Origin of the sequence: Microbacterium testaceum (assembly GCF_020781835.1) — a bacterium.
Lineage (GTDB): Bacteria > Actinomycetota > Actinomycetes > Actinomycetales > Microbacteriaceae > Microbacterium > Microbacterium testaceum_H.
Genome location: NZ_JAJGNJ010000011.1, coordinates 64,428 through 89,640 on the forward strand (window position 1 = coordinate 64,428; position 25,213 = coordinate 89,640).

A 25,213-nucleotide genomic window follows, 5' to 3' on the forward strand; every position below is an offset into this window, starting at 1 on the left:
GTGGCGCGTGGGGCTGCGCGGCGGGGTCAGGAGGCGACCGACAGCGTCTGTCGGGCGATCTCAAGTTCTTCGTTGGTCGGGACGACGAGCACCTCGACGCGCGAGGCGTCGGAGGAGATCCGACGGATGCCGCTCCCCCGCGCCTCGTTGCGCTCGGGGTCGAGCTCGACACCGGCGAAGCCGAGGGTCGCGACGGCCTCGGCGCGCACGCGCGCCGCGTTCTCGCCGACGCCCGCGGTGAACGAGATGACGTCGACGCCGCCGAGCTGCGCGAGGTAGGCCCCCGCATAGGCGCGGAGCCGGTGGATGTAGACATCGAAGGCGAGCTGCGCGTCGGGGTCACCGGCGTCGCACCGTGCGGTGAGGTCGCGCATGTCGGAGACGCCGGCGAGACCGACCAGACCCGAGCGCTTGTTCAGCAGCGCGTCGAGGTCGGCGATCGACAGATCGGCACGGCGGGCGAGCTGCAGCAGCACGGCGGGGTCCAGGTCTCCGGAGCGCGTTCCCATGACGAGACCCTCGAGCGGGGTCAGACCCATCGACGTCTCGACCGAGCGCCCGCCCTCGATGGCCGTGGCCGACGCGCCGTTGCCGAGGTGGAACACGATCTGGCGCAGCTCGGTGAGAGGGCGGCCGAGGAACGCTGCCGCGGACTCGCTCACGAACTTGTGGCTCGTGCCGTGGAAGCCGTAGCGACGGATGCGGTGCGCCTCGGCGATCCCGCGATCGATGGCGTACGTGTAGGCGGCCGGGGCGAGCGACTGGTGGAACGCGGTGTCGAACACCGCGACGTGCGGCACGTCGGGGAACACCTTCTTCGCCGCCACGATCCCGGCGAGGTTCGCCGGGTTGTGCAGCGGCGCGAGCACGGAGAGCTCGTCGATGTTGATCTCGACGAGGGGGGTCACCAGGGTCGGCGCGAAGAACCGGGCGCCGCCGTGGACCACACGGTGCCCGACCGCGATGGGCGGGCGCTCGTCGAGCGAGGGGCCGTGTGCCGCGAAGGCCTCGAGCATGACGGCGAACCCGGCCGTGTGATCGGGGATCTCGCGTTCCAGGGTGGAGGTGGCATCCGTGACCGCGGGAGCCGGACCGTCCGGGTCAGTCAGCGCCCCGACGACCGTGTGCTTCGCCGACCCCATAGGCTCACCGATGCGCTCCACGAGACCCGAGGCGAGCACACGCTCGTCCTGCATGTCGAGCAGCTGGTACTTGAAGGACGACGAGCCGCTGTTGACGACCAGAACGACGCTCATGAGGCGCTCCCCTGGGCCTGGATCGCGGTGATCGCGATCGTGTTGACGATGTCGTCGACGAGGGCGCCGCGCGACAGGTCGTTGATGGGCTTGTTCAGGCCCTGCAGCACCGGGCCGATCGCCACGGCCCCCGCCGAGCGCTGGACCGCCTTGTAGGTGTTGTTGCCGGTGTTCAGGTCGGGGAAGACGAACACCGTCGCCCGCCCGGCGACCTCGGAGCCGGGCATCTTGGCCTTGGCGACGGCGGCGTCGGCCGCGGCGTCGTACTGGATCGGTCCCTCGACGAGCAGTCGGGGTGCACGCTCGCGCACGAGGGCGGTCGCCGCGCGCACCTTCTCGACGTCGGCGCCGGTGCCGGACTCGCCCGTCGAGTACGACAGCATCGCGACGCGGGGCTCGATGCCGAACTGCTCGGCGGTCGCGGCCGAGGAGATCGCGATGTCGGCCAGCTGTTCGCTGGTGGGGTCGGGGATCACCGCGCAGTCGCCGTAGACGAGCACGCGATCGGCGAGGGCCATCAGGAACACGCTCGAGACGACCGAGACGCCCGGCGCGGTCTTGATGATCTCGAACGCCGGGCGGATCGTGTGCGCCGTGGTGTGCGCGGCGCCCGAGACCATGCCGTCGGCGAGACCCAGGTGCACCATGAGCGTGCCGAAGTACGACACGTCGGTCACGGTGTCGGCGGCTTGGGCGTAGGTCACGCCCTTGTGGGCTCGCAGGCGCGCGTACTCGGTGGCGAACTTGTCGACGTGCACGGCGTCGAACGGGCTCAGCACCTCGGCGTCGCGGATGTCGATGCCCAGCTCGATCGCGCGTCCGCGCACCTCGATGGGCTCGCCGAGGATCGTCAGATCGGCGATGCCGCGGGCGAGCACGGTCGCCGCGGCGCGCAGGACCCGGTCATCGTTGCCCTCGGGCAGCACGATGCGACGCCGGTCGCTGCGCGCGCGGTCGACGAGACCGTATTCGAACATCAACGGGGTGACCACGCTCGGGCGCGCGACGCCGAGCTCGCGGGTGAGCATCTCGGTGTCGACGTGTCTCTCGAACATCGCCAGGGCGGTGTCGTACCGGCGCTGCGAGTCCGCGGCGAGACGCCCGCGCGTGTTCATGATGCGCACCGCGGTGTCGTAGGTGCCGAGGTCGGTGGCGATGATGGGCAGCGACGAGCCGAGGCCGTCGATCAGGCGCACGATCGCGTCGGGGAGCTCGAACCCTCCGTTGAGCACGACACCCGCGAGCGACGGGAAGGTGCCCGAGGCGTTGGCCAGCAGCGTCGCGAGCAGCACCTCGGTGCGATCGGCGGGGATGACGATGACCGCCGACTCCTGCAGCCGCGGCAACACGTTCACCATGGACATGCCGGCCACCACGACGCCGAGCACCTCGCGGGTCAGCAGCTCGGGGTCGCCCTTGATGAGCTCGCCCTCGACCGACCTCAACACCCCGCGCATCGACGGGGCGATGAGGAAGCGGTCCTCGGGGAGGGCCCACACCGGCACGGTGCGGCCGCGGGGAGCGCCCGCCGCCTCGACGACGTGCCGGACCGAGCCGACGATGTCGTCGAGCCGGTCGGGGTCGGCACGGTTGACGACGACGGCGAAGACCTCGGCGCGTTCGTGCAGCAGCTCGGGCATGGCCAGCGCGGCGATCTGCCCGACCTCCTGCGGGGTCCGGGCCAACGAGAGGCCGAGGGTCTCGCCCTGACCCTGCTGGGCGCGACCGCCCAGGACGAGGAGGACGGGGGCGCCGAGGTTCGCCGCGATCCGGGCGTTGTACGCCAGCTCGGCGGGACTGCCGACGTCGGTGTAGTCGCTGCCGATGACCACGACCGCGTCGCACTGGGCCTCGACGGCCTTGTACCGCTCGACGATCCGCCCGAGAGCGGCGTCGGGGTCGTCGCGGACGTCGTCGTAGGTCACGCCGACGCACTCGTCGTACTCGAGGTCAACGCCGTCGTGGTCCAGCAGCATCTCGAGCACGTAGTCGCGCTCGGCCGTCGACCGCGCGATGGGTCGGAAGACGCCGACGCGCGGGGTGACGCGGCTCAAGGCGTCGAGGACACCCAGCGCCACCGTGGACTTGCCCGAGTGCCCCTCGGCCGACGTGATGTAGATGCTCTGCGTCACGCCGTCCACCCTATGCGGGACCGCCGACGGCGCACCGGGGTTGCCTCGGCGTCGAGCGATCAGAGGCCGCGCGCACGCGCGGCTCCTCCCCCGTCTCGGAGATCGACGCTGCACTCCCGGCCGCGGGCATGAAAAAAGACCCTCCGCGCACCCGGTAGAGCCTGGTTACCCTTGCTACGTTTCCGTCCTGGGGGAGTTGGCCTGGATGCCGCCACGCGGAGAGCCGACTCGAGTCTACCCGACACGCGCTCCTTCGCGAGCCGACGGCCGTTCAGGGAGGGTCCGTCCACTGCGTCGGTCGGGCGACGGGGTGCCGGAGCCTGCCGGGACGGCGCGCGGAAGTCGGCGAGTCCGGGCAGGGGGCTCGCCGATCCCCACGGCCCTACCGCTTCTCGGAGCGGCCTTCGAGCGCGTCGATGAGCGCGAGACCGCGTTCGGCCCAAGCGATCTCGTGGTCCGCGCGTGCGACGAACCCCTCGTAGGCGAACACCTTGAACGCCACGATCGCTTCGGGGTCGTGCAGGGTGTCCGTCTCCAGACGCCGCGCCACGGTGGGGTGGGTGCGGTTGCGGATCGCCTCCAGCTGCGCCTGCCACAGACCGCGGCGCATGCGGAAGTGGTCGATGTGCTCGCGGAGACGGCGGCGAGCGGCATCCGGATCGGCCCACTCGAAGTAGGCCGCCCGAAGGAGGGCGGGATCGCGGTCCGCCCCGTAGGCGACGGGCCGCTCCATCCACCGGCGCAGGTCGTCGACGCCGTCATCGGTGATCGTGTACAGCGTCTTGGTCGTGGCCGCACCCCAGGGGACGGCTTCGTCGCGGAGGAGCCCGTCGGCGACCATGCGCTTGAGCTCGGGGTAGATCTGCGAGTCGGGAGCGTGCCAGACGTGCCCGACGGAGCCATGGAAGGCCTTGGCGAGGTCGTACCCGGTCATCGGCTGGGCGGTCAGCAGCGCCAACAGCGCGTAGCGCAGGCTCATCGCGGCATCCCCTCTTGCGTCGGTGCGTCCGCCCACGATAACTTCCTGCCGATATCTATATAGATAGTTATTGAGGACGAGGAGGTCCCATGACCGAGACGACGGCGGCGAAGCTGCTCGATCACCCCCGCAACGCGTGGTACGTCGCGGCGTGGGACCACGAGGTGAACCGCACGCGCATCCTCGCCCGCACCGTGGCCGGACGCCCCCTCGCGCTCTACCGCACCGAGGACGGCACCGCCGTGGCATTGGCCGACGCGTGCTGGCACCGGCTGGTCCCGCTGTCGCAGGGCACGCTCGTCGGCCCCGGCGACATCCGCTGCCCGTACCACGGCATCACCTACGACCCCCGCGGCCGCTGCACCTCGATGCCCGCCCAGGAGACCATCAATCCCAGTGCCCTGGTGCCGTCGTTCCCGGTCGTGGATCGCTACCGGTACGTGTGGGTGTGGGTGGGCGACCCCACCCTGGCGGACCCCGATCGCATCCCGGACATGCACCAGATGACGCACCCGGACTGGACCGGTGACGGCCTGACGATCCACGCCCCGTGCAACTACCAGCTCATCCTCGACAACCTGATGGACCTCAGCCACGAGGAATTCGTCCATTCCAGCAGCATCGGGCAGAAAGAACTCAGCGAGTCCGAGTTCATCACCACCCACACCGAGACCACCGTCACGGTGGAGCGATGGATGCGCGACATCGAGCCGCCGCCGTTCTGGTTGAAGAACATGCGCGACAAGTTCCCCGGTTTCACCGGCCGCGTCGACCGCTGGCAGATCATCCACTTCGAGGCACCCTCGACGATCTGCATCGACGTGGGAGTGGCGCGAGCGGGCACCGGCGCCCCGGAGGGCGACCGGTCCCAGGGCGTCAACGGCTACGTGATGAACACCATCACCCCGGAGACCGATCGCACGAGCCACTACTTCTGGTCGTTCCAGCGCAACTACCGCCTCGACAGCCAGCTCATCACCACTCAGCTGCGCGAGGGCGTGCACGGGGTGTTCGGCGAGGACGAGGCGATGCTGCGTGCGCAGCAGGCGGCCATCGACGCCAACCCCGACTACGAGTTCTACAGCCTGAACATCGACGCCGGCGGCATGTGGGTCCGACGGCTCCTCGAGCGCATGCTCGCCGCCGAGGGCCGCGAGCGCACCCCCGCGGCGGTGGGCTGAATGGCTGTCGCACACAGCGAGGTCTGGCAGAGGGGCACGGTCGCGGCCGCCCGCGACCTCACCCCCGAGATCCGGCGGGTCGAGATCGACGTCGACTCCCCCGTCCGGGTGGAGCCCGGAGCCCACCTCGACCTGCGCCTACCGATCGCGGGCAAGGTCGAGAGGCGCTCGTACTCCATCGTGGATGCCACATCCGATGGCGCACGGGTGGCGCTCAGCGTCTACACCTCCCCGGTGAGTCGCGGTGGCGCCGCGGTGATGAACGCGCTCCGGCCGAGGGACCGGGTGGAGATGACGCAGCCGCTGAACGACTTCCCGCTGCGTCTGGGGGCCCGCCGGTACGTGCTGCTGGCCGGCGGGATCGGCATCACCGCCCTGGCGGGTATGGCCGAACGACTGCGCACCGTCGGCGCCGACTACCGCATGCTCTACCTGGGGCGCAGCCGGTCGCTCATGGCCTACCTCGATGATCTCCGCGAACGGCACGGGGATCGCCTGCGCGTGCACGTCCGCGACGAGGGGACGTCGATCTCGGTGCCGCAGCTGGTCGCCTCCATCGAGCCGGGCACCGAGATGTACGTCTGCGGACCGATCCGACTCATGGATGCCGTGCGTCGGGCGTGGATCGAGGCGGGTCTTCCGCCGGCCGACCTGCGCACCGAGACGTTCGGCAACAGCGGCTGGCACGATCCGCAACCGTTCACCGTCCGGATCCCCTCCCTCGGGCTGGAAACCGTCGTGCCCCCGAACCAGTCGATGCTGGAAGCGCTCGAGGCCGCGGGTGCCGATCTCCTGTACGACTGCCGCAAGGGCGAATGCGGGCTCTGCGAGGTGCGGGTCGCCGCTCTCGACGGAGACATCGATCATCGCGACGTGTTCTACAGCGAGCGTCAGCGCGACGCGAGCACCAGGATGTGCTGCTGCGTCTCGCGCGTGGTGGCTCCCACCGGCGGCACCACGGGGGTCGTCACCATCCTGCCGACCTGATCCCGGGTCACACCACCAGCGGGGCGAGGGCCCGCACGGTCGGCTCGAGCGCGCCGATGAGCTCCGCCGGGTCTTCGACGCGGTGGCGGGCACCCGAGAACCCGACCGCGCCGACAGTGACACCGCGGTCGTCGCGGAGAGGCAGGGCCAGGCATCCCGTGGTCGGTGTCAGCTCGCCGCACTGACGCGTGACCCCGAACCGCTGCAGGTCCGCCGCCACGGAGGCATCCGGAGCCTGTCCCTCGGCGCACAGCAGCATCCGCCCCAGCGCGTAGCGGGCGGGTTCGCGAGCGAGGCGCGCGGCGTCCGACAACGGGAAATCCGGGTCCGCGTCGAGGACGACGAGGCGTCCCTCCACGAAGAGCACGACGTGCACGCCACCGCGAATGGTCCGCCGCGCCTCCGCCAGCAGCGTCCGGGCCGCCGCCGGGAGCCGGGCGGGCGCGGTCACGCCGACGAGCTGCGCGACGCGAGCGCCGAGCGCGAAGCCCGACAGATCGGGGGTGCGGACCAGGTACTCGTCCTCCACCAGGAGGTTGAGGAGGCGGTAGGTGGTCGCCCGCGCGAGCCCCAGCTCGGTTGAGATGCGCTGGGCGCTGACGCCGGCGCCCAGATGGGCCACGGCCTCGAGCACCGCCAGCGCCGATCGGACGGCTCCCGGCTGGCGGGCGGCGAGGCCCGGCGGTTCAGGCATCGGTCCGCCGACCCGGCGGTGCGACTCCACCGAGCACCTGTGCGGCGACCGGCTCGTCGTACGCGCCGATCGGGCGCTCGCGCGGGCGCGCGGCGACGACGGCGATCAGCACCCCTGCGACCAGGCCCGCCCCTGCGACGGACACGAGCCCCACGAGATCGGAGCCGACGACGAGGAACGCCACCAGCGCAGCGGTCAGAGCGACAGCCGAGACACCGGCGGCGACAGCGGGGCCGGCCGTGAACTCGCCGATCCGGCGCAGGAACACGGGCGCTGCGACGCACACCAGAACGTAGGCGACGATGTACCCGGTCGCCCCGACGGCGAGGGTCGCCTGCATCGCCTCGCGCAGATCCGCCCCGACGATCGCCAGCACGACGGGCACGCCCCCGACCACGGGCAGCGCCGCCAGGATCGCGGCGATCGGCGTGCGCAGGCGAGGATGCGTCCGCCCCAGCCGCGCCGGAAGCACCCCGTCGCGGCTCATCGCGAAGAGCACCCGAACCAACGCGGTCAGCGTGCCGATGGCGCATGCCAGGAACGACGCCGCGATCCCGATGTCGGCGGCCACGCCCCACGGGCCCAGCCCGAACGCGCTCGCCAGGTCGTTCACCGGCGAGGCGCTCGCGGCCAGGTCCAGGCCCAACGCACGGAAACCGGCGGCCTGCGTGACCGCCGCCAGGACATACACCGCCCCGCTGATCACGACGGTGCCCATGATCGCGCGGGGCACGTTGCGCAGGGGCGCGACCGATTCCACACCGAGGGTCGCGGCCGACTCGAAACCGACGAACGCCGTCAGCGCCACGACGGCGCCCGCCGCAAGCGCCACGGGGTCGGTGGGCCCGGGACTGAGAGACGCGACCACATCGGCCGGGCCGATCAGGACGAGCAGCACCGACAGCAGGGCGAGGATGAGCGCGACCGAGATGGCCTCGACCACGAGCGCCACCCGAGCGGACAGACGGATGCCGGCGACCAGGACGATCGCGACGAACACGACCTCCCCCAGCAGCGTCATCGTCACCGTCGCCCACCCGTCGAGGCCGGGCCAGGCCGCCGCGAGGAGATAGCTCAGGTAGTACGCGCCCCCGAGGAGCGCGAACATCGCGATGGCGCCGTAGCCGACCACGATCGCCGCTCCCGCGGCCAGCCCCGCCCGCTCGCCCAGCCCGCGCGCGGTGTAGGTGTACAGCGCGCCGGCGGCGGCGAACCGGCGCGCGAACTGCGACACGGTGCGCGCGACCCCGAAGCTCAGAACCCCGGCGGCGACGATGGCGGCCACCACGGCCCCCGGAGCCACCCCGGCCACGAGGAGCACGACCGTCGTGGCAGCTGCCGCGGGAGCGACCGCGGCGACGGACTGGGCGGCGAGATCGAAGACACCGATGCTGCGGCGTTCGAGTCCGTGCAAAGGAGATCGCGCGCCGAATCCGGCGACGGGCGTGGGCCGGGCGATGGCGCGGGCAAGTGCGGTCATGGTGCTCCCCGAGTGCTCGCAGCGACCGTACGCCCGGGCCGTTGCACCGGCGCGACACCGATGTTTCGTGTGCGTGTCCGCGACTGAGACGCGGACACGCGGGCGTCTCAGTCCGCTGTCGAGGTCTTTCACGCCCCCTACACGATCGGGCAACGACGCGAGAGGACCCTCGGATGCACACCCGCAACCGAAAGGCTCCGACATGACCCAGCTCGAATCGAAGGGCACCGCGGCCGCACCCTCGCGGACCCTGCGCGGCTCCCTGGGCGTCACGGCGATCGTCTTCATGGTGGTCGCCGCCGCCTCGCCGCTCACCGTCGTCGGGGGCGCCGCACCCCTCGGCATCCTGATCGGAAACGGCGCGGGCTTCCCGACGCTGTACGCGATCAGCGCTGTGATCCTCCTGCTGTTCTCGGTCGGGCTCGCCGCGATGACGCGGCACGTCCCGCGGCCGGGCGCGTTCTTCACCTACATCGGGTACGGCCTCGGCCGTCCGTCCGGACTCGCCGCCGCGTGGACGGCGATGCTCACGTACACGACCATCCAGGTCTCGGTGTACGGCTACATCGGCTACCTGCTGGAGATCACCGTCGTCTCGCTCGGCGGACCCGACCTCGCGTGGTGGCTCTACGCGCTCGCGGTCGTGGGGCTCGTCGGCATCCTGGGCTACCGCCACATCGACCTCTCGAGCAAGGTGCTCGGCGTCCTCCTCGTCGCCGAGGTGGCGATCGTGCTCGCGCTCGTCGCGGCCGTCGTGTTCGACGGCGGTCCGGAGGGCCTGAGCGCCGCGCCGTTCGAGCCCGCGAACGTGCTGAGCGGGTCGCCCGGCGTGGGCCTGATGTTCGCGATCGCGGCGTTCATCGGGTTCGAGGCCACGGCGATCTTCCGCGACGAGGCGCGCGACCCGGACCGCACGATCCCCCGTGCCACCTACGTCGCCGTGATCGGCATCGGCGTCTTCTACACGCTCGCCTCGTGGGGCCTGGTCATGGCGTGGGGCCCGGACGGCGTGCTCGCGGCGGCCGCGGAGGACCCCGGGACGCTGATGCTCCGCACCGTCGCGATCTACCTCGGAAGCGTCGGGGAGATCATCGTCAACGTCCTGCTGCTGACCTCGATGTTCGCGTGCGTGCTGTCGTTCCACAACGTCCTCACCCGCTACCAGCACGCGATGGCCACCGCCGGTGTGCTGCCGGACCGCCTGGGCGGTGTGCACGCACGCCACCTGTCCCCGCACGCCTCGTCGATCGCCCAGACGGCCACCGCGGTGATCCTCACGGCCGTGTTCGCCGTGCTGAACCTCGACCCGCTGCTGCAGGTGTTCACCTGGTTCGCGGGGGTCGCGACCCTCGCGATCGCGGTCCTCATGGCCGCCACCTCGATCGCGGTGATCGTCTACTTCGCCCGCAACCGGGCCGACCGGCGGGTCTGGAACACCGTCATCGCCCCCGCGCTCGGCTTCGTCGGCCTCCTGGCCTCGGCCGTGATCATCGTCGTCTACTTCCCGATCATGGTCGGCGACGTCGACGCGGAGGGGACACCGGTCTTCGGCGCCGTGAGCGCCGGGCTGCTCGCCCTCGTGGCGCTGTTCCCCCTCCTCGGCTACGCGCAGGCCGCGTGGATCCGCCGGCGGCGCCCCGCCGCCTACGCCAAGCTCACCGACGCCATCGCCGGTTGACCCCTCCCCTTCCCCCATCCGCTCCACCGAGAGAGACACCATGACCCTCACCGATCCCACCGTTTCCGCTTTCGTCGCACCGGATGCCCCCGCCCATCCGCTCGGATCCCTCACCGCCGCGGAGATCACCGCCGTCCGCACGATCGTCGCGGGGCTCGACGGCGTCGACGAGGCGACCCGCTTCGCCTACGTCGGTCTCGAGGAGGCCCCCAAGGGCGAGGTGCTCGCGTGGGAGCGCGGAGAAGCCGCCGCTCCCGAGCGTCGCGCGCGCGTCCAGCTGCTGAACCTGCGCACCGCGCACTCGCTCGACCTGGTCGTCTCCCTCGCCACGGGAGCCGTCCTGCGACGCGACGAACTCGACGGGTCGGAGGGACAGCTGCCCATCCTCGATGCCGAGTTCGAGGAGGTCGGCGTCATCGCGAACGAGAGCGCCGCGTGGGTCGCCGCGCTGGCCGCCCGCGGGCTGACGCCCGAGGACGTCGTGCTCGTGCCGTTGTCGGCCGGGCACTACGGGTACGAGAACGAGGTGGGCCGCCGCATCCTGCGTACCTTCGCGTTCCGCCAGGACCACCCCGCCGACCACCCTTGGGCCCACCCCGTCGACGGCCTGACCGCCTACATCGACGTCGCCGCGCGCGCCGTGATCGAGATCGTCGACACCCCCGGGTTCACGGTGCCGGAGACCCACGGCAACTTCGACGACCCCGAGCTGCAGGGGCCGCCGTTGGAGGGCCTGAAGCCCATCGTCATCACCCAGCCCGAGGGCTCGAGCTTCACCGTGGACGACGAGCACGTCACCTGGGGCGAGTGGGACCTGCGCATCGGGTTCGACACCCGCGAGGGCCTGATCCTGCGCCAGCTCTCCTTCGCCGGGCGCCCTGTGATGTATCGCGGGTCGATCAGCGAGATGGTCGTGCCCTACGCCGACCCCGCGCCGAACCGCTTCTGGCAGAACTACTTCGACACCGGCGAGTACCTCTTCGGCCGCTACACGAACGAGCTGGAACTGGGATGCGACTGCGTCGGCGACATCACCTACGTCGACGCCGTGCTGTCGGACGAGAACGGGATGCCGCGGACCATCCGCAACGCGGTCTGCATGCACGAGGAGGACTTCGGCTCCCTGTGGAAGCACACCGACATCTTCACCGGCTCCAGCGAGGTCCGTCGTGCCCGTCGGCTCGTCATCTCCTTCTTCACCACGGTCGGCAACTACGACTACGGCTTCTACTGGTACCTCTACCTCGACGGCACCATCGAGTGCGAGGCCAAGCTCACCGGCATCCTGTTCACCTCCGCCTACCCGGGCGAGGACTACCCCTTCGCCTCCGAGGTCGCGCCGGGGCTCGGCGCGCCGTACCACCAGCACCTGTTCTCGGCCCGGCTGGACATGACCGTCGACGGCGTCGCGAACGTCGTCAACGAGATCGACGCGGTGCGCCTGCCGACCTCGCCCACCAACCCCGCCGGCAACGCCTTCACGAAGAAGGTCACGCCGATCACGTCGGAGAAGGTCTCGGGCCGGGTCGCGGACGGCGCCGTGAACCGGGTGTGGCAGATCGCATCGACCGAGAAGACCACCGAGCGGGGCCAGGCCACTTCGTACGTGCTGTTCCCGACCGAGACGCCCGTGCTGCTGGCCGACGAGACGTCCTCGATCGCGGCCCGCGCCGCCTTCGCGACGAAGAACCTCTTCGTCACGAAGTACGACCCGGCCGAGCGCTATGCGGCCGGCGACTTCGTGAACCAGCACCCGGGCGGGGCCGGCATCCCGGACTTCATCTCGGGCGATGAGCCGCTCGTGGGCGAGGACGTCGTGCTGTGGCACACGTTCGGTCTCACCCACTTCCCGCGCAACGAGGATTGGCCGGTGATGCCGATGGACTACGCCAAGTTCACGCTGAAGCCGTACAACTTCTTCGAGCGCAACCCGGTGCTGAACGTGCCCGCGCCCGAGAGCGCGCACTGCGCGCCGGCCCCCGGCGGTCACGCGCACGACCACGGACACGGGCACCACGGCCACGACGGCGGCCACCACTGAGCGCCCGATGAGCGAGGCGCTCCACCTGTGGGCGGTCGCCCCCGCCGCGATCGGAACGTGCTGTCTGGCCGCCGATCGCGCCCGGGTGCGGCCGCCCGAGGTCGTCGCCTCGGTGCTCATGCTGCTGGCGATGCTCGACACAGCGCTGTCCGGCCTGCTGGCCCCCGTGTACTGGTCGGCGCTGCTGATCCTCGCGGCGCTGGTGCTGGCGATGGTGCGGCGACCGCGGCGGCACCGGGCGCCCCGCGTCCCGGTGGCGATGACACTGCACACCGCCCTCGGCCTGGTGGTGATGGCGGCGCTCTCGCTGGTGATGACGGCGCACGCACCGGCGGCCGGACACGCGCACGGGATCGCGCTCGCCCCGGTGCTCCTGGTCGGTTCGGGAGCCTATGCGGTCGTGTCGGCGGCGTTGATACGTCGCATGCGTGCGCGCGTGGACCGCCTCCAGATCAGCGCCATGGGCGCGTCAGTGGTGCTCATGGCCGCGGCCCTCCTCTGACGTCGCGCGGTGTCACGCTCGCAGCGCGAGCGCGGCCGCGCCCAGCAGCGGCCCGTCGCCGTCGAGACCCGAGGGCACGATGCGGCACCGGCGGGCGTAGGCGTGCTGCGCCGCGGCATGCGCCGCGGCGCGCACCTGGTCGACGTAGTCGTCGGCGACCTTCGCGAAGCCGCCGGCGATGGCGACGGCCTCGAGATCGCACAGGGTGGCGGCCGCCGCGATCGCCTGACCGACCGCGACGGCCGAGCGGCGCACGGCGGCGACGGCGATCGCCTCCCCCGCGCGATAGGAGGCCGCGAGGTCGAGGCCCGTCTGGCCCGTCCACCCCTGCTCGCGCGCCCAGGCGACCGAGCCCGGGCCGGCGGCCACGGCTTCGAGGGTCGCGGCGGCGGCGTCGTCCTCGATCGTGCGGACGAACGTCTGCCCGAGGTGGCCGGCGTTGCCCGAAGCGCCGCTGATCGGCTTGCCGTCGAGGACCAGCCCGCCGCCGACGCCGGTGGACACCACGATCGCCATCGCGTTCTGGTACCCGACCAGGGCTCCGCGCCAGTGCTCCGCCAGCGCGATGCACGTGCCGTCCAGGGCGAGGGTGAGCGGTCCGTCCACGAGCCCGCTCAGCACATCGTCGATCACCAGTCCCTGCGCCTCGGGGAGGTTCAGGGGCGACACGGACCGCGCGGGCAGATCTACCGGACCGGCGCTGCCGACGCCGACCGCCTCGACGCGTACGCCCGGCACCGCCGCGAGCGCCCCCTCGGCCGCGGCGCGGATGTTTCCGGCGATCCCTTCGCGCGTGTTGTCGCGGCCGGTCGGGCGGCGCGTCACGCTCGCGCGCACCACCTCTCCGTCGGCCGTGACGACGGCGGCATCCACCTTCGTTCCCCCGATGTCGACGGCGAGCACGGGTGCGGAAAGGGACATGCGTTTCTCCTCGGGTCGGGCGACGATGCCTGATCCTAGGGCCGGCGGGCGCGAGTGCGGCACCTGAGCACCTGCCGTGTTCCGGCCCCGGGCCGGTCGGTGCAGGTTACGATCAGGTCACGGCGGCCCGACGCTCCACCGCCGCAGTGCGACACGAGGGATGCCATGGACGAGACGGTGACGCCCGAGGCGGGCCCGCGGCTGCGCCGACCCGATCTGCAGCCGCCGCGCACGGAGGCCGACGAGTCGCTGGATGCCGAATCCTTCGCCCGCCTCACCGGACGGATCACCGCGTCCATGTCGCGCGTGATCGATGGCAAGCCCGACGCCGTGCGCAGCGCCCTCATCGCCCTGCTCGCCGAGGGGCACCTGCTGATCGAGGACGTGCCCGGCGTCGGCAAGACCGTGCTCGCCCGCGCGCTGGCGGCGACGATCGACGCCGATGTCCGCCGCATCCAATTCACTCCGGATCTGCTTCCCGGTGACATCACCGGTGTGTCGGTGTTCAACCCCGTCCAACGGCAGTTCGAGTTCACCCCGGGCGCGGTGTTCGCGCACATCGTCATCGCCGACGAGATCAACCGCTCCTCACCCAAGACGCAGTCGTCGCTGCTGGAGGCGATGGAGGAGCGCCAGGTCACCGTGGACGGCCGCACGCACGTGCTCCCCTCCCCCTTCCTCGTCGTGGCGACGCAGAACCCGTTCGAGATGGAGGGGACGTACGCCCTTCCCGAGGCGCAGCGCGACCGCTTCCTGCTGCGGATCTCGATGGGGTACCCGGACGCCGAGGCCGAGACGCTCATGCTCCGCCAGCGCGACACCATCAATCCGCTCGACGCGCTCACCCCGGTGGTGTCGGCGCGGCAGGTCACGGCGATGATCGCGTGGGCCCGCGGGGTGCACGTGGCCCCGGCGCTCGAGGAGTACGCCGTCGCGCTGGCGCAGGCCACGCGCAGCCACCCCGACATCCGTCTGGGCGCCAGCCCCCGCGCGACCCTGCAGCTCGTCCGCGCGGCCAAGGTGCGCGCGGCGCTCGACGGCCGCGCGTACGTCATCCCCGACGACCTCACCGCGCTCCTGTCCCCCGTGTTCGCGCACCGGATCATCGCGAACCGGTCGGCGGCCGGAGGACGCGCGGGCGCCGTCGTGGTGGCCGACGCCCTCGAGCGGATCGCGGCGAGCGTGCGCGTCCCGCTGACCCAGCGAGCGTGAGCACGCCGTGAGAGAGCGCTGGCCGCTGACCCTGCGCGGCACGGGCGCGCTCGCCCTCGCGGCGATCGCCCTCGTGGTGGCTCAGCGGGCCGCGATCCCCGAACTGATGTACTTCGGCGTCCTGATGCTGGCGCTGGTCGTGTGCGCCGCGGCGAGCGCGCTCTTCGTCCGGGCATCGGGCGAGGTCGTGCGCACGGTGTCGCCCGAGGTGGCAGAAGTGGGCGGACTCGCCGAGGTCCGCTTGTCGGTGCGCGTGCGCACGGCGCTGCCGACCCTTCCCGGTCGCTGGTCCGACGACCTGCCGACCGGGCTCCGCGGGCGGGCGGAGGGCGGGTTCCCCGCCGCCGCGTCGACCCTGCGCCGCACGGGAGCACCGGTGCGCCTGCGGTACGAGGTGCGCGGCGTCGTCCGGGGAACGTACGCCGTCGGGCCGCTGCGGGTGTCAACGACCGACCCGTTCGGGCTGATCCGGCGCCGTTTCGGCGTCGGGAGGGCGACCGAGGTGACCGTCGCGCCGACGATCGTCGAGCTCGGTCCCCTTCCCTCCTCACCCGGCGAGGCCGGGGGCACGCGGCAGAGCGCGGCCTTGCAGCTGGGCCAGGGGGCGGACAACCTCGTCGCGCGGCCCTACGCGCCGGGCGATTCGATGCGACGCATCCACTGGCGGGCGACCGCTCACCGGGACACGCTCATGGTGCGTCAGGAGGAGCAGGAGTCCAGCCCCGCCGCCACCGTGGTGCTCGATCGCGCCCTCTCGCGCTGGTCTCCGGCGGCCGCCGACGCTCCGGGCGGTGACCGCGCGTTCGAGACGGCTGTGTCGGCGTGCGTCTCGGTGGTGGCTCGCCTGGTGCACGAGGGGTACACGGTCGACGTGGTCGACAGCGACGGCGAGCTGCTCGCCGAACCGGTCGACGGCGGAGAGGATGCCGAGGCCCGCGCGCTCGCGGCGTCGTTGGCGACCGTGCGCGCCCGCGCCGACGCACCGTCCCGCCGTGTCGTGCCCGCGTCCGCGGCCGCGTCGGCCGGCCCCGTCGTGGTCGTCACCGGGCGCCTGCACGAGGACGACGTCCTCGCGCTGCGCGCGGCCGCGCCGCGCTCGACCATGGCCGTGCTGATCGCGGTGTCCGACGCCGACGGCCTTGACACCCGCACGGCGACGGGGTGGCACGCGACGACGCTGCGCCCGGGCGGCGACGTCGCGCACGCCTGGGCCGACACGACACGGCCGGAGGACGCCCGTGTCGGCGCCTGAGCGGGCCGAGTCACGGCCGGCACGACGCCGGCGCGACCTGGCACTGCTCTCGGTCGGCATCTTCGCGGGTGTCGTGGCGGCGCTCGTGCCGGTGTTCTCGGTGATCGCGGCCGGCCCGTGGACGGCGGGAGCGTACGCGGCGGCCGCCGCGGTGCTGGTCTCGGGACTCATGGTGCGGTTCCTCCGGCTTCCCGCCGTCGTGGCCACCGTGGTCGAGCTCGTCGTCGTCGTCGTGCTCCTGACGGTGATGTTCGGACGGTCGACGGCGTTGCTGGGCCTCATCCCCACCCCGACGACGATCGCCTCCGTTCCGGGCCTGTTCGCGGCGGCATCCGAAGAGATCCGCGTGGGGGTCGCGCCGGTCGTCCCCGCCTCCGGACTGGCGTTCGTCCTCGTGGCCGCGGTGGCCGGTCTCGCCGTCGTGCTCGACCACGTCGTCCTCACCGCCCGGATGCCGCTCCTGGCCGGTGTCGGCCTCGTGGCCGTCTCGCTCATCCCCACCATCGCCATCCCCGCCGCCGTGGACGTCCCGGCGGTCCTCGCTCTGGCCGCCGCCGTGCTCTTCCTCCTGCGCATGGACGTCCGCGCGCGCACGCACGCAGGCACCACGCGCGCCGACACCACCCGCGCGGGCGCAGGGTCGCGGCTCGTCGGCGCACGGATCTGGGGCGCGTCGGCAACCGCGATCGGCATCGCCGCGGTGTCGGTCCTGGTCACGCTGGTGGCCGTGCCGCTGCTGCCTCAGCCCGGGCTGCGGTTCGCCTCGGGCACCGGCGCGGGATTCGGCACGACGATCAACCCGAACCTCGAACTCGGCAACGATCTCCGGCAGCCGCGCGAGATCGACGTGCTCACCGTCAGCACGACGGGCCCGTCGGCGCCGTACCTGCGTGCGGTCACGCTCTCGCGATTCGACGGCGCGGTCTGGCAGCCCGACACCGGCGACACCGTCGGCGTGCGCGGTGACGCGCCCGTCTTCGACCCCGTTGCGGTCGACGGCGACATCGCCCTGGCGGACTGGACCACGACCGTCACCGTCGGTGACCTCGACAGCCCGTGGCTGCCTGTCCCCTATCCCGCGTCGACGGTCACGGGCCTGGAGGGCGAATGGCTCGGCATGCCCGAGAACCGCACGATCGTGTCGCGCTCCGGGTCGTCACGGAACCAGGAGTATCAGGCCCAGGCCCTCGTGCCGCGCCCGACGCTCGAGCAGATCCGAGCGCGGCCCGTGGGCGGGGATGGACTGGGCGATGCGGTGCGGGCGCTTCCGCCCGACGTCCCGGCCATCATCGGCGAGACGGCGCGCTCCGTGACCGCCGGCGCGCAGTCCCCGTACGACGCGCTCATCGACCTGCAGACGTGGTTCCGCAGCAGCCAGTTCCGCTACTCGCTGGACGCCCCCGTCGACGCCGGCTTCGACGGGGCCGGAACGGATGCCATCGCCCGCTTCCTGGACGAGCGCACGGGCTACTGCGTGCACTTCGCCTCCGCGTTCGCCGTCATGGCGCGCACCCTGGACATGCCCGCGCGCATCGTGGTCGGCTACCTGCCCGGAACACGGTCCGGGTCGGTCGAACAGGAGGGCCGCATCGAGTACACCGTCACCTCCAGCCAGCTGCACGCGTGGCCGGAGGTGTACTTCCAGGGCATCGGCTGGGTGCCGTTCGAACCGACGAACAGCCTGGGTGTCCCGACGACCTTCGCCTCCGGCGACACGGGGGGATCCACCGGCGCGGTGGACACCCCGCAGCAGCAGGATGCCGCCACCCCCGGAGCCTCTCAGACCGATGCTCCGCAGCTCGACGACCAGGACGGCCCCGGAACCGCGGCCTCCGGCGCCGCGACCGAGAACGGACAGAATCCCGCCGGCGTGCTGCTGACCGTCGGCGCGGTGATCCTGCTGCTCATCGCCGCGACGCCGGCGGCGCTGCGGGCCGGGCGCCGACGTTCCCGCACCCCGCGCATCCGCGCCGGTGACGCCGTCGCGGCGTGGACGGAGATACGGGCGGAGGCGGTGGACCTCGGCATCCGGGCCCCCGCCGCAGAGTCGCCGCGTGCGTTCGCCGCACGCCTCGCCGAGACCCACGGCGTCGACGCGGACGACATCGGGCTGCTCCGCGACGCGCTGGAGCGCGCCGTCTACGCCGAGGACGGCGGCGGGGCCGATCACGGGCCCGCGTTGCTCGACGCGGTGGGTCGTATCCGCGCCCGCCTCCGCGCCGCGGCGACACCGGGACGCCGGGTGATCGCCGTCGTCCTGCCCCGCTCGCTGGCGATGCGCGAGGACCCGGCGCAGGTGGCCACGCCCGAGACGGTCGGCTGACGTGCACCGGCCCGGATAGAACGTCGCCCCCGTCCGGTGGGACGGGGGCGACGATCTCTGGCGGAAGTGACAGGATTTGAACCTGCGAGGCGAGTTACCCCGCCTACATGGATTCCAGCCATGCTCCTTAGGCCGCTCGGACACACTTCCAACAGACGATCTTACACGGCGCCGAAGGGGCGCCCGTCAGAGAGCGAGACGGCCGACCAGTCCCGCGCGGACCTCGGGCCACTCGTCACGGAGGATCGAGAAGTACAGCGTGTCGCCGACCGTGCCGTCCGCCGCGATCCGGTGCCGACGCAAGCGCCCCTCGGGCGTGGCGCCCAGTCGCTGGATGGCACGGGCGCTGCGGTCGTTCCGGGCGTCGCATCGCAAGGCGACACGGTTGAGCTCCCACTCCTCGAACGCGTGCGTCAGGAGCAGCATCTTCGCCGCCGGGTTCGTCCGACCGCCCTGGAACTCGCGCCCGTACCATGTCGTGCCGATCTCGACGCGGCCCTGTGCGGGCGCGTGGTCGTAGAACGTCGTGGCCCCGTGCACCCGTCCGGTGACGGCATCCCGGACGGTGAATGCGAAGACGCCCGGGGCGGCGCGCTGCTGATCGATGCGGTCGGCGTACTCCTCGGCGGACGCGGGCCACGGCGTCGTCATCCCCCGCCACAGGTCGGCGTCGGTGAGCAGCCACGCTTCGGCGGCGTCGTCGGGGTGGGCCGGCGCGAGACGAACGCCGAAGCCCACGAGCTCGAGCGAGTGCGCGGTCATCGCGCCGCCAGCTGAGTGAGGAACTCGTCCGCGGCCTCCACCTGACGGCGCAGGGCATCGCGGCGCGCCCTCGCCTCCTCGCGGATGCCGTCGAGCCGGGCCCGGAGAGCGAGGTCGTCGGGGGCTCCGGCCAAGCCGTCGACGACCGCGAGCAGTTCCCCCATCTGCTCGAGGGAGTAACCGAGGGGCTTCATACGACGGATCAGCAGCAGGCGCGACTCGTCCTCGTCGGTGTAGAGGCGGAAGCCTCCCTCGGACCGCGCGGACGGGCGCAGGAGACCGATCTCGTCGTAGTGGCGGAGGGTGCGGACGGAGAGCCCCGTCCGTTCGGCGAGTTCGCCGATCTGCATCCGCCGCACGTTCTTCATGACCTCCCCGATCCGGCAACCCTCTCGTTACGGTAGAGTTGCCCGGTCGCGTTCGCGACCCCTCGATTCTCCCCCACCCCACCGGAGTCCCTGTGACCGACGTCCTCGCGCGCCCGCGCCCCGAGCCCACCGTGCGGCAGGCCCTGCGCTCCCCGCGCCTGCTCACCCGCGAGGTGCTGGCCGGCCTGGTCGTCGCCATCGCCCTCATCCCCGAGGCGATCGCCTTCTCGATCATCGCCGGGGTCGACCCGCGACTCGGCCTGTTCTCGTCGTTCGTCATGGCCGTGGCGATCGCCTTCCTCGGCGGGAGACCGGCCATGATCACCGCCGCGACGGGGGCCATCGCGCTCGTCATCGCCCCCGTGGCCCGCGAGCACGGGGTCGACTACCTCGTGGCCACGGTGATCCTCGGTGGCATCCTCCAGGTCGCCCTCGGACTCCTCGGCGTGGCCAAGCTCATGCGCTACATCCCCCGGAGCGTCATGGTGGGGTTCGTCAACGCCCTCGCGATCCTCATCTTCGTCGCGCAGGTGCCACAGCTCATCGGCGTCCCGTGGATGGTCTATCCGCTCACCGCGGCCGGCTTGGTGATCATGTACCTGCTCCCCCGGCTCACGCGCGCCGTGCCTGCGCCGCTCGTGGCGATCGTCCTGCTCACCGGAGCCGCCGTCGTGTTCGGGATCTCGGTGCCCACGGTCGGGGAACAGGGCGCCCTCCCCGAGAGCCTGCCGATGCTGCTCCTGCCCACCGTGCCGCTGACCTTCGAGACCCTGGCCATCATCTTCCCGTTCGCCCTCGCGATGGCGGTGGTCGGTCTGCTCGAGTCGCTGATGACCGCGGCTCTGGTCGACGACATCACCGACACGCCCTCATCGAAGACACGCGAGTCGCTCGGCCAGGGCGCCGCGAACGTGCTCTCGGGCCTCTTCGGAGGGATGGGCGGCTGCGCGATGATCGGTCAGACGATGATCAACGTGAAGGCGTCGGGGGCCCGCACGCGCATCTCGACGTTCCTGGCCGGGGTCTTCCTGCTCGTGCTGGTCCTGGTCTTCGGAGACGTGGTCGCCGTCATCCCGATGGCGGTCCTGGTCGCGGTGATGATCGTGGTCTCCGTCGCGACCTTCGACTGGCACAGCATCCGCCCCTCGTCCCTGCGCCGGATGCCGCTGAGCGAGACGATCGTCATGCTGTCGACCGTTGCCGTGACCGTGTGGACGCACAACCTCGCCATCGGCGTGGGTGTCGGGGTGGTCGTCGCCGCAGTGCTGTTCGCGCGGCGTGTGGCCGGCGTCACCACCGTGCACCGGGAGGTCGACGGGGACCTCGCCCGATACCGCGTGGAGGGCGAGCTGTTCTTCGCCTCGAGCAACGACCTGACGACGAAGTTCGCCTACCACCGCGACCCCGGCCGGGTGGTGATCGATCTGTCCGATTCGCACGTCTGGGACGCCTCGACGGTCGCGGCGCTCGACGCTGTGCAGACCCGATACGCCCGACTCGGCACGACCGTCGAGATCACCGGCATGAATCCGGCCACCGCGAACTTCCACGGCCGGCTCAGCGGCACGCTCGGCGGGCACTGAGACGCCGACGCCGCCCTCAGGAGCGGAGCGTCGTGGACGGCGTCTCGCCGAACTCGCTCCGGTACATCGCGGCGAAGCGACCGAGGTTGGAGAAACCCCACCTCGCGGCGATCGCGGCCACCGTGTCCACCGACGGGTCCGCTCCGCGCAGCTCGGCACGGGCGGCATCCAGACGGACGCGGCGGACGTACTGCATCGGCGTACGTCCGGTCGCCGTCCGGAAGGCGTACTGAAGACCGCGCGGCGACAGCCGCGCCGCCTGCGCGATGTCGGCCAGGGCGATGGGCCCCGTGGCGTGGGCCTCGATGTAGGCCTTCGCCCGACGAACGGGAGCGGGCAACGGCCGCGCGGGCCGCCCCGCGGCGAGCGCCTCGGTGAAGGTCGACGGGAAAGTCATGAGCGTGGCTTCGAGCAGAAGCGTGCGCACCTGCTGTTCGATCACCGGAGCACGTTCGGGAGAGCGCAGCAGCACGTCCCTGGCGTACTCCCACGTGCGGTTCCAGTAGCGCAGACGATGTTCGGAGACGGGCGCGTGCCCGGTCGGACGCACGCGCAGGGCATCGTCGCCGGACAGCCTGCGCGCCGCCTCGTCCACGTCGGTGCGCGCGAAGGACACGGCGGTGCCCGCGATGCGCCCCGAGAACGCGATCTCGATCGGGCGGTCGACGACGACGAACGGCACCGTCGTGTCGATGCGCTCTCGCCGATACGTCGCCCGGATGCGTGAGCCCCCGATCCGCCCGACGATCAGCTGGTCGTCGGGGTCCGTCTCGGTCACCATCGTCGAACCGACGGTGTAATCGCAGAACCCGAAGCCCGGTTGGGCGGCCCCGTGGAAGACGAAAGCGGGTTGGATGCCGTCGGCCCGGGAGATGCGGGCTCCGGGCAGGACGGTCTGCCACATCTCCTCGACCGTGGTGGCATCCCTGGTTTCGACGTGCGTATGTTCCACAGGCATTTCATAAATACGACGTGCAGAAAGCGGATAGACCGTTGCGCAGCGCGGCGATCTGTGCGATGAAACCGGTCCCATCGCGGCAGGAGATGCGCGTCGCATCGAAGAAATACCGGATAATCTATCGTCGCCGCCCCCGCTGCGCCCCTTACCGACGGGATGCCCCCATGCCCTTTCGCACCATGACCACGCTGCAGACGTGGATCGACGACTTCCGCGCGCTCGGGTACGACGACGCCGGCATCTTGCGCGTGATCCCGCAGGACGCCGACGACGGTTCCGACGGGGGACTGATCGCCGCGCGACTGCGGAGTGTCTCGACGACGTTCTACGTGGCTCCCGAGACCGAGCCCGGCTCCACCGGATGGGCCGTGACGTTCGAGCCGCGCGAGAGCGCCGCACCGCTCGGCTCGGCGCGCGTCCTCGCGCTGTCGGGCGAACTGGCGATGCTCTCCGCCCTGTGCACGTTCCTGCAGGCGCGCGCGGAAGCTTTCCTCGACGACCGCACCTGAGGCGACTCAGCGCGTCAGCCGGATGCCGTTCCCGCCGCGGTGAGGCGATCGAGAGCCGCCGCGACCGCGTCGGCCTCGGCGGGGTCCATGGTCTCGATGGCGGCCTCGACCGCATCGTCGTACGCGCGCAACGCAGACCACGGAGGGCATTCCAGATCCACCGTCGCAGTGATGTGGTTCACACGTCGGTCCTCGTTGTCGAGATCCCGGCGCACCGCGCCTCGCTGTACGAGCCGGTCGATGAGGGTCGTCACCCCGGCGGACGTGATGCCCAGGTGATCGCGCACGTGTGACGGCCGGGCGCCCGGATTCTGCGCCACGAAGATCAGCGCCTTCGCATCGAGCTCGTTCAGGCCGAGCGTGCGACGCGCCGCCGCCGTCGCGGCGCGACGCGCCTCGTCGTAGGCCACGAGAGCGCGTCCGAGATCGGAGCGCGTCCTCGGCGCCGCGGGCGAGTCGGAGGAGTTCTGCACGACCCCTGATCGTACTGGTGCGACGAGCGGCGTGAGGGCATGCGCGCGACGCGTCGCGGTTCTCTGCGCGCGGGCCATCGAGCGCGGCCCCTCGGGCCGGTGCGCGCGTTGCACGCCGGAACGGGCGGCGCAAGGGTGGCGCGCCGCTGTACGGATGCGCCGTATACCGGACCTCCCCCCAACAGCAGGACGGAAGGAGCGACCATGTCGCAGTTCACTGCGTCGAACGACGGAGAAGCCGGCGTGACCGCGAAAGCGGAGACGGCCGCGCAGGAGGCATCCGGTGTCACGGAGACCGTCGGACACGAAGCCGCCGGCGTCGCCCGGACCGGCAAGGAAGAAGTGGGCGCGGTCGCGAGCGAAGCCAAGACCCAGTTCACCCAGCTGCTGTCCCAAACCGGACGACAGCTCTCCGAGCAGGCAGCCGGTCAGAAGCAGCGTCTCGCGGACGGCGCGAGCGCCTTCGGCGACGATCTGTCGCGGATGGCTGACGCCGACGAGGGGTCCGGGATCGCCGGCGATCTCGTGCGACGGATCGCCACGCACGCCTCCTCGGCGGGCCGCTGGCTCTCCGACCGCGACCCGCAGGAGCTGCTCGGCGACGTGAAGGCGTTCGCACGCCGGCGCCCCGGTGCCTTCATCGCAGGCGCCGCGCTGGCAGGACTGGTCGTCGGACGACTCACCCGAGCGCTCGCCGCCGGAGCGACCTCGTCCGCCACTCACGCGAACACGGACGGCTCCCCGGGCGCGGTCGCCTCCGACGGTCCGCGCTTCGCCGCCGCAGACGCGCAGGCACGCGCGACGGAGGGTGTCGCCGTCGAGGCCGATACCCCCGTGTACAGCCGATCCGCGCACCTCATCGACGGCACCGGAGGGGAGCAGTCGCATGACCGACCCGACACCGTCTGAACAGCGCGCAGCTACGACGTCGCTGGGCGAGCTGGTCGGCGAGGTCACCCGTGACATGTCGACGCTCGTCCGCCAGGAGCTCACGCTGGCCAAGGCCGAGCTGAAGGACACCGCCTCGAAGTCCGCCAAGGGCGCGGGCCTCCTGGGCGGGGCCGGCTACGCCGCGGGGATGGTCGTGCTGTTCCTGTCGCTCGCCCTGTGGGCGGCCCTCACTCTGCTGATCGGGCAGGGATGGGCTGCGGTCGTGGTGGCCGTGGTCTGGGCGATCATCGCGGGCATCCTGTACGCGGTCGGCCGCACCGAGCTGAAGAAGGTGGAGGGCGCGCCGGTCACGGCGGAGACCCTCCGTGAGATTCCGGACGCATTCACCAGAAACGAGGAGAACCGATGACCGATTCACCGGAAGCCATCCGCGCCGACATCGAGCGCACCCGCGCGAATCTCGGATCCGACGTCGACGCGCTCGCCGACAAGGTCACGCCGTCGAAGATCGTCGACCGCCAGAAGGACAAGGTGCACCGCGCGGTGAGCGGACTCCGCGATCGCCTGATGGGCGCCGCCGACGACACCGCGCACGGCGCGTCGGGCCTCGCCCACGGAGCCGCCGACGCGGTGCACGGTGCCGCCCACGACGCGACCGCGAAGGCGAAGGGCAATCCGCTCGCGGTCGGGCTGGTCGCCTTCGGGGTGGGCATGGTGGTCGCCTCCCTCATCCCGCCCACGCGCGGCGAGCGCGACGCGGCCGCCGCCGCGAAGGACAAGGCGCAGCCGGTCGTCGAAGGCGCGAAGGACCTCGCGCACGAGATCGTCGAGGACCTGCGCGAGCCGGCTTCGGAGGCTGCTTCGGCCCTGAAGGATCGGGCGAGCGAAGCCGTCGGACACGTCAAGGACGAGTCGGCCTCGGCCGCGTCCACGGTGCGCGACCAGGCTCAGGAGGCCGGGCAGAACGTGCGCCAGGCCTGACAGACCCCGCGGGACGGGGCACCGGGCTCGTTCCGTCCCGCGGTTCCTCC

Annotated in this window: 23 protein-coding genes, 1 tRNA gene and 1 other RNA gene; 13 read left to right on the forward strand and 12 right to left on the reverse strand. The window is 71.8% G+C overall.

What is annotated here, in order from left to right; translation table 11 throughout:
• Positions 1–26 precede the first annotated feature (26 nt).
• The 4 genes from LL239_RS14915 to LL239_RS14930 form a co-directional block, all read right to left on the reverse strand.
• The gene (locus tag LL239_RS14915; RefSeq protein ID WP_228164235.1) at positions 27–1,256 is read right to left on the reverse strand and encodes an acetate/propionate family kinase; all 1,230 of its coding nucleotides are present in this window, start codon (positions 1,254–1,256) and stop codon (positions 27–29) included.
• Positions 1,253–3,388 (reverse strand): phosphate acetyltransferase, encoded by a 2,136-nt coding sequence (gene pta, locus LL239_RS14920; RefSeq protein WP_228164236.1) that lies wholly within the window; start codon positions 3,386–3,388, stop codon positions 1,253–1,255. The genes LL239_RS14915 and pta overlap by 4 nt, the downstream gene beginning before the upstream one ends.
• Positions 3,389–3,519: 131 nt before the next feature.
• An RNA gene (gene ffs, locus LL239_RS14925) (signal recognition particle sRNA small type) lies at positions 3,520–3,616 on the reverse strand.
• 154 nt (positions 3,617–3,770) lie between these two features.
• The gene (locus tag LL239_RS14930; protein WP_308218588.1) at positions 3,771–4,403 is read right to left on the reverse strand and encodes a PadR family transcriptional regulator; all 633 of its coding nucleotides are present in this window, start codon (positions 4,401–4,403) and stop codon (positions 3,771–3,773) included.
• Between the two features lie 53 nt (positions 4,404–4,456).
• Between LL239_RS14930 and LL239_RS14935 the strand changes: the two genes are divergently transcribed.
• A complete protein-coding gene (locus LL239_RS14935) occupies positions 4,457–5,548 on the forward strand; it encodes an aromatic ring-hydroxylating dioxygenase subunit alpha (RefSeq protein ID WP_228164237.1) in 1,092 nt (363 codons plus the stop codon).
• On the forward strand, positions 5,549–6,535 hold the full coding sequence (locus tag LL239_RS14940) for a PDR/VanB family oxidoreductase (protein WP_228164238.1): 987 nt from the start codon (positions 5,549–5,551) through the stop codon (positions 6,533–6,535).
• Between the two features lie 7 nt (positions 6,536–6,542).
• On the opposite strand, the gene LL239_RS14945 is transcribed toward LL239_RS14940, so the two are convergent.
• Together LL239_RS14945 and LL239_RS14950 are read right to left on the reverse strand one after the other, a co-directional pair.
• The gene (locus LL239_RS14945) at positions 6,543–7,229 is read right to left on the reverse strand and encodes a helix-turn-helix domain-containing protein (RefSeq protein WP_228164239.1); all 687 of its coding nucleotides are present in this window, start codon (positions 7,227–7,229) and stop codon (positions 6,543–6,545) included.
• Entirely contained in the window at positions 7,222–8,709 is a 1,488-nt protein-coding gene (locus LL239_RS14950) for an APC family permease (protein WP_228164240.1), read from the reverse strand. Before LL239_RS14950 ends, LL239_RS14945 begins: the two co-directional genes overlap by 8 nt.
• A 202-nt stretch (positions 8,710–8,911) precedes the next feature.
• On the opposite strand from LL239_RS14950, the gene LL239_RS14955 reads away from it, so the two are divergent.
• From LL239_RS14955 to LL239_RS14965, 3 genes are read left to right on the forward strand one after another with little or no spacing between them, the layout of a single operon-like run.
• Complete coding sequence (locus tag LL239_RS14955) at positions 8,912–10,387, forward strand: APC family permease (RefSeq protein WP_228164241.1); 1,476 nt, start codon at positions 8,912–8,914, stop codon at positions 10,385–10,387.
• Positions 10,388–10,427: 40 nt separating this feature from the next.
• Positions 10,428–12,428: a primary-amine oxidase gene (locus tag LL239_RS14960; protein ID WP_228164242.1), complete on the forward strand. Its 2,001-nt coding sequence runs from the start codon at positions 10,428–10,430 to the stop codon at positions 12,426–12,428.
• A 7-nt stretch (positions 12,429–12,435) separates the two neighbouring features.
• A complete protein-coding gene (locus LL239_RS14965; protein ID WP_228164243.1) occupies positions 12,436–12,930 on the forward strand; it encodes a hypothetical protein in 495 nt (164 codons plus the stop codon).
• A gap of 12 nt (positions 12,931–12,942) precedes the next feature.
• On the opposite strand, the gene LL239_RS14970 is transcribed toward LL239_RS14965, so the two are convergent.
• Positions 12,943–13,851, reverse strand: a complete 909-nt coding sequence (locus LL239_RS14970) for an ROK family protein (protein ID WP_228164244.1) — start codon at positions 13,849–13,851, stop codon at positions 12,943–12,945.
• Between the two features lie 297 nt (positions 13,852–14,148).
• On the opposite strand from LL239_RS14970, the gene LL239_RS14975 reads away from it, so the two are divergent.
• Genes LL239_RS14975 through LL239_RS14985 form a run of 3 tightly spaced genes read left to right on the forward strand, consistent with a single transcriptional unit; the run spans position 14,149 to position 18,638 of the window.
• Positions 14,149–15,063, forward strand: coding sequence for an AAA family ATPase (locus LL239_RS14975; protein WP_228164299.1), 915 nt, complete (start codon positions 14,149–14,151; stop codon positions 15,061–15,063).
• A gap of 7 nt (positions 15,064–15,070) precedes the next feature.
• Complete coding sequence (locus LL239_RS14980) at positions 15,071–16,315, forward strand: DUF58 domain-containing protein (RefSeq protein WP_228164245.1); 1,245 nt, start codon at positions 15,071–15,073, stop codon at positions 16,313–16,315.
• Positions 16,302–18,638, forward strand: coding sequence for a transglutaminase TgpA family protein (locus tag LL239_RS14985; protein ID WP_228164246.1), 2,337 nt, complete (start codon positions 16,302–16,304; stop codon positions 18,636–18,638). Before LL239_RS14980 ends, LL239_RS14985 begins: the two co-directional genes overlap by 14 nt.
• Positions 18,639–18,696: 58 nt before the next feature.
• On the opposite strand, the gene LL239_RS14990 is transcribed toward LL239_RS14985, so the two are convergent.
• The 3 genes from LL239_RS14990 to LL239_RS15000 form a co-directional block, all read right to left on the reverse strand.
• A tRNA-Ser gene (locus LL239_RS14990) sits at positions 18,697–18,788 on the reverse strand.
• Positions 18,789–18,824: 36 nt separating this feature from the next.
• Positions 18,825–19,400 carry a GNAT family N-acetyltransferase gene (locus tag LL239_RS14995; protein ID WP_228164247.1) on the reverse strand — a complete coding sequence of 192 codons (576 nt, stop codon included), beginning with the start codon at positions 19,398–19,400 and terminating at the stop codon, positions 18,825–18,827.
• Positions 19,397–19,768, reverse strand: a complete 372-nt coding sequence (locus tag LL239_RS15000) for a MerR family transcriptional regulator (RefSeq protein WP_228164248.1) — start codon at positions 19,766–19,768, stop codon at positions 19,397–19,399. The genes LL239_RS14995 and LL239_RS15000 overlap by 4 nt, the downstream gene beginning before the upstream one ends.
• A 92-nt stretch (positions 19,769–19,860) precedes the next feature.
• Here LL239_RS15000 and LL239_RS15005 point away from each other — a divergent pair, with 92 nt between their 5' ends.
• Positions 19,861–21,351: a SulP family inorganic anion transporter gene (locus LL239_RS15005; RefSeq protein ID WP_228164249.1), complete on the forward strand. Its 1,491-nt coding sequence runs from the start codon at positions 19,861–19,863 to the stop codon at positions 21,349–21,351.
• 16 nt (positions 21,352–21,367) lie between these two features.
• Here the strand turns inward: LL239_RS15005 and LL239_RS18075 are convergent, their stop codons facing one another.
• Complete coding sequence (locus LL239_RS18075; protein ID WP_228164250.1) at positions 21,368–22,303, reverse strand: helix-turn-helix transcriptional regulator; 936 nt, start codon at positions 22,301–22,303, stop codon at positions 21,368–21,370.
• Positions 22,304–22,473: 170 nt separating this feature from the next.
• On the opposite strand from LL239_RS18075, the gene LL239_RS15015 reads away from it, so the two are divergent.
• On the forward strand, positions 22,474–22,818 hold the full coding sequence (locus LL239_RS15015; protein WP_228164251.1) for a hypothetical protein: 345 nt from the start codon (positions 22,474–22,476) through the stop codon (positions 22,816–22,818).
• A 14-nt stretch (positions 22,819–22,832) separates the two neighbouring features.
• On the opposite strand, the gene LL239_RS15020 is transcribed toward LL239_RS15015, so the two are convergent.
• On the reverse strand, positions 22,833–23,291 hold the full coding sequence (locus tag LL239_RS15020; RefSeq protein WP_228164252.1) for a MarR family winged helix-turn-helix transcriptional regulator: 459 nt from the start codon (positions 23,289–23,291) through the stop codon (positions 22,833–22,835).
• A gap of 204 nt (positions 23,292–23,495) precedes the next feature.
• Between LL239_RS15020 and LL239_RS15025 the strand changes: the two genes are divergently transcribed.
• Genes LL239_RS15025 through LL239_RS15035 form a run of 3 tightly spaced genes read left to right on the forward strand, consistent with a single transcriptional unit; the run spans position 23,496 to position 25,163 of the window.
• The gene (locus LL239_RS15025) at positions 23,496–24,200 is read left to right on the forward strand and encodes a hypothetical protein (RefSeq protein WP_228164253.1); all 705 of its coding nucleotides are present in this window, start codon (positions 23,496–23,498) and stop codon (positions 24,198–24,200) included.
• On the forward strand, positions 24,178–24,591 hold the full coding sequence (locus tag LL239_RS15030) for a phage holin family protein (protein WP_228164254.1): 414 nt from the start codon (positions 24,178–24,180) through the stop codon (positions 24,589–24,591). The genes LL239_RS15025 and LL239_RS15030 overlap by 23 nt, the downstream gene beginning before the upstream one ends.
• Positions 24,588–25,163 (forward strand): DUF3618 domain-containing protein, encoded by a 576-nt coding sequence (locus LL239_RS15035; protein ID WP_228164255.1) that lies wholly within the window; start codon positions 24,588–24,590, stop codon positions 25,161–25,163. Before LL239_RS15030 ends, LL239_RS15035 begins: the two co-directional genes overlap by 4 nt.
• Positions 25,164–25,213 lie beyond the last annotated feature (50 nt).

Coding starts and splice junctions, on each gene's coding strand:
- LL239_RS14960 (WP_228164242.1), top strand. CDS start 10,428: ATGACCCTCACCGATCCCACCGTTTCCGCTTTCGTCGCACCGGATGCC.
- LL239_RS14995 (WP_228164247.1), bottom strand. CDS start 19,400: ATGACCGCGCACTCGCTCGAGCTCGTGGGCTTCGGCGTTCGTCTCGCG.
- LL239_RS15025 (WP_228164253.1), top strand. CDS start 23,496: ATGTCGCAGTTCACTGCGTCGAACGACGGAGAAGCCGGCGTGACCGCG.
- LL239_RS14955 (WP_228164241.1), top strand. CDS start 8,912: ATGACCCAGCTCGAATCGAAGGGCACCGCGGCCGCACCCTCGCGGACC.
- LL239_RS14970 (WP_228164244.1), bottom strand. CDS start 13,851: ATGTCCCTTTCCGCACCCGTGCTCGCCGTCGACATCGGGGGAACGAAG.
- LL239_RS14950 (WP_228164240.1), bottom strand. CDS start 8,709: ATGACCGCACTTGCCCGCGCCATCGCCCGGCCCACGCCCGTCGCCGGA.
- LL239_RS15000 (WP_228164248.1), bottom strand. CDS start 19,768: ATGAAGAACGTGCGGCGGATGCAGATCGGCGAACTCGCCGAACGGACG.
- LL239_RS15015 (WP_228164251.1), top strand. CDS start 22,474: ATGCCCTTTCGCACCATGACCACGCTGCAGACGTGGATCGACGACTTC.
- LL239_RS15035 (WP_228164255.1), top strand. CDS start 24,588: ATGACCGATTCACCGGAAGCCATCCGCGCCGACATCGAGCGCACCCGC.
- LL239_RS14945 (WP_228164239.1), bottom strand. CDS start 7,229: ATGCCTGAACCGCCGGGCCTCGCCGCCCGCCAGCCGGGAGCCGTCCGA.
- LL239_RS14915 (WP_228164235.1), bottom strand. CDS start 1,256: ATGAGCGTCGTTCTGGTCGTCAACAGCGGCTCGTCGTCCTTCAAGTAC.
- LL239_RS14940 (WP_228164238.1), top strand. CDS start 5,549: ATGGCTGTCGCACACAGCGAGGTCTGGCAGAGGGGCACGGTCGCGGCC.
- LL239_RS14975 (WP_228164299.1), top strand. CDS start 14,149: ATGTCGCGCGTGATCGATGGCAAGCCCGACGCCGTGCGCAGCGCCCTC.
- LL239_RS14935 (WP_228164237.1), top strand. CDS start 4,457: ATGACCGAGACGACGGCGGCGAAGCTGCTCGATCACCCCCGCAACGCG.
- LL239_RS15030 (WP_228164254.1), top strand. CDS start 24,178: ATGACCGACCCGACACCGTCTGAACAGCGCGCAGCTACGACGTCGCTG.
- LL239_RS14965 (WP_228164243.1), top strand. CDS start 12,436: ATGAGCGAGGCGCTCCACCTGTGGGCGGTCGCCCCCGCCGCGATCGGA.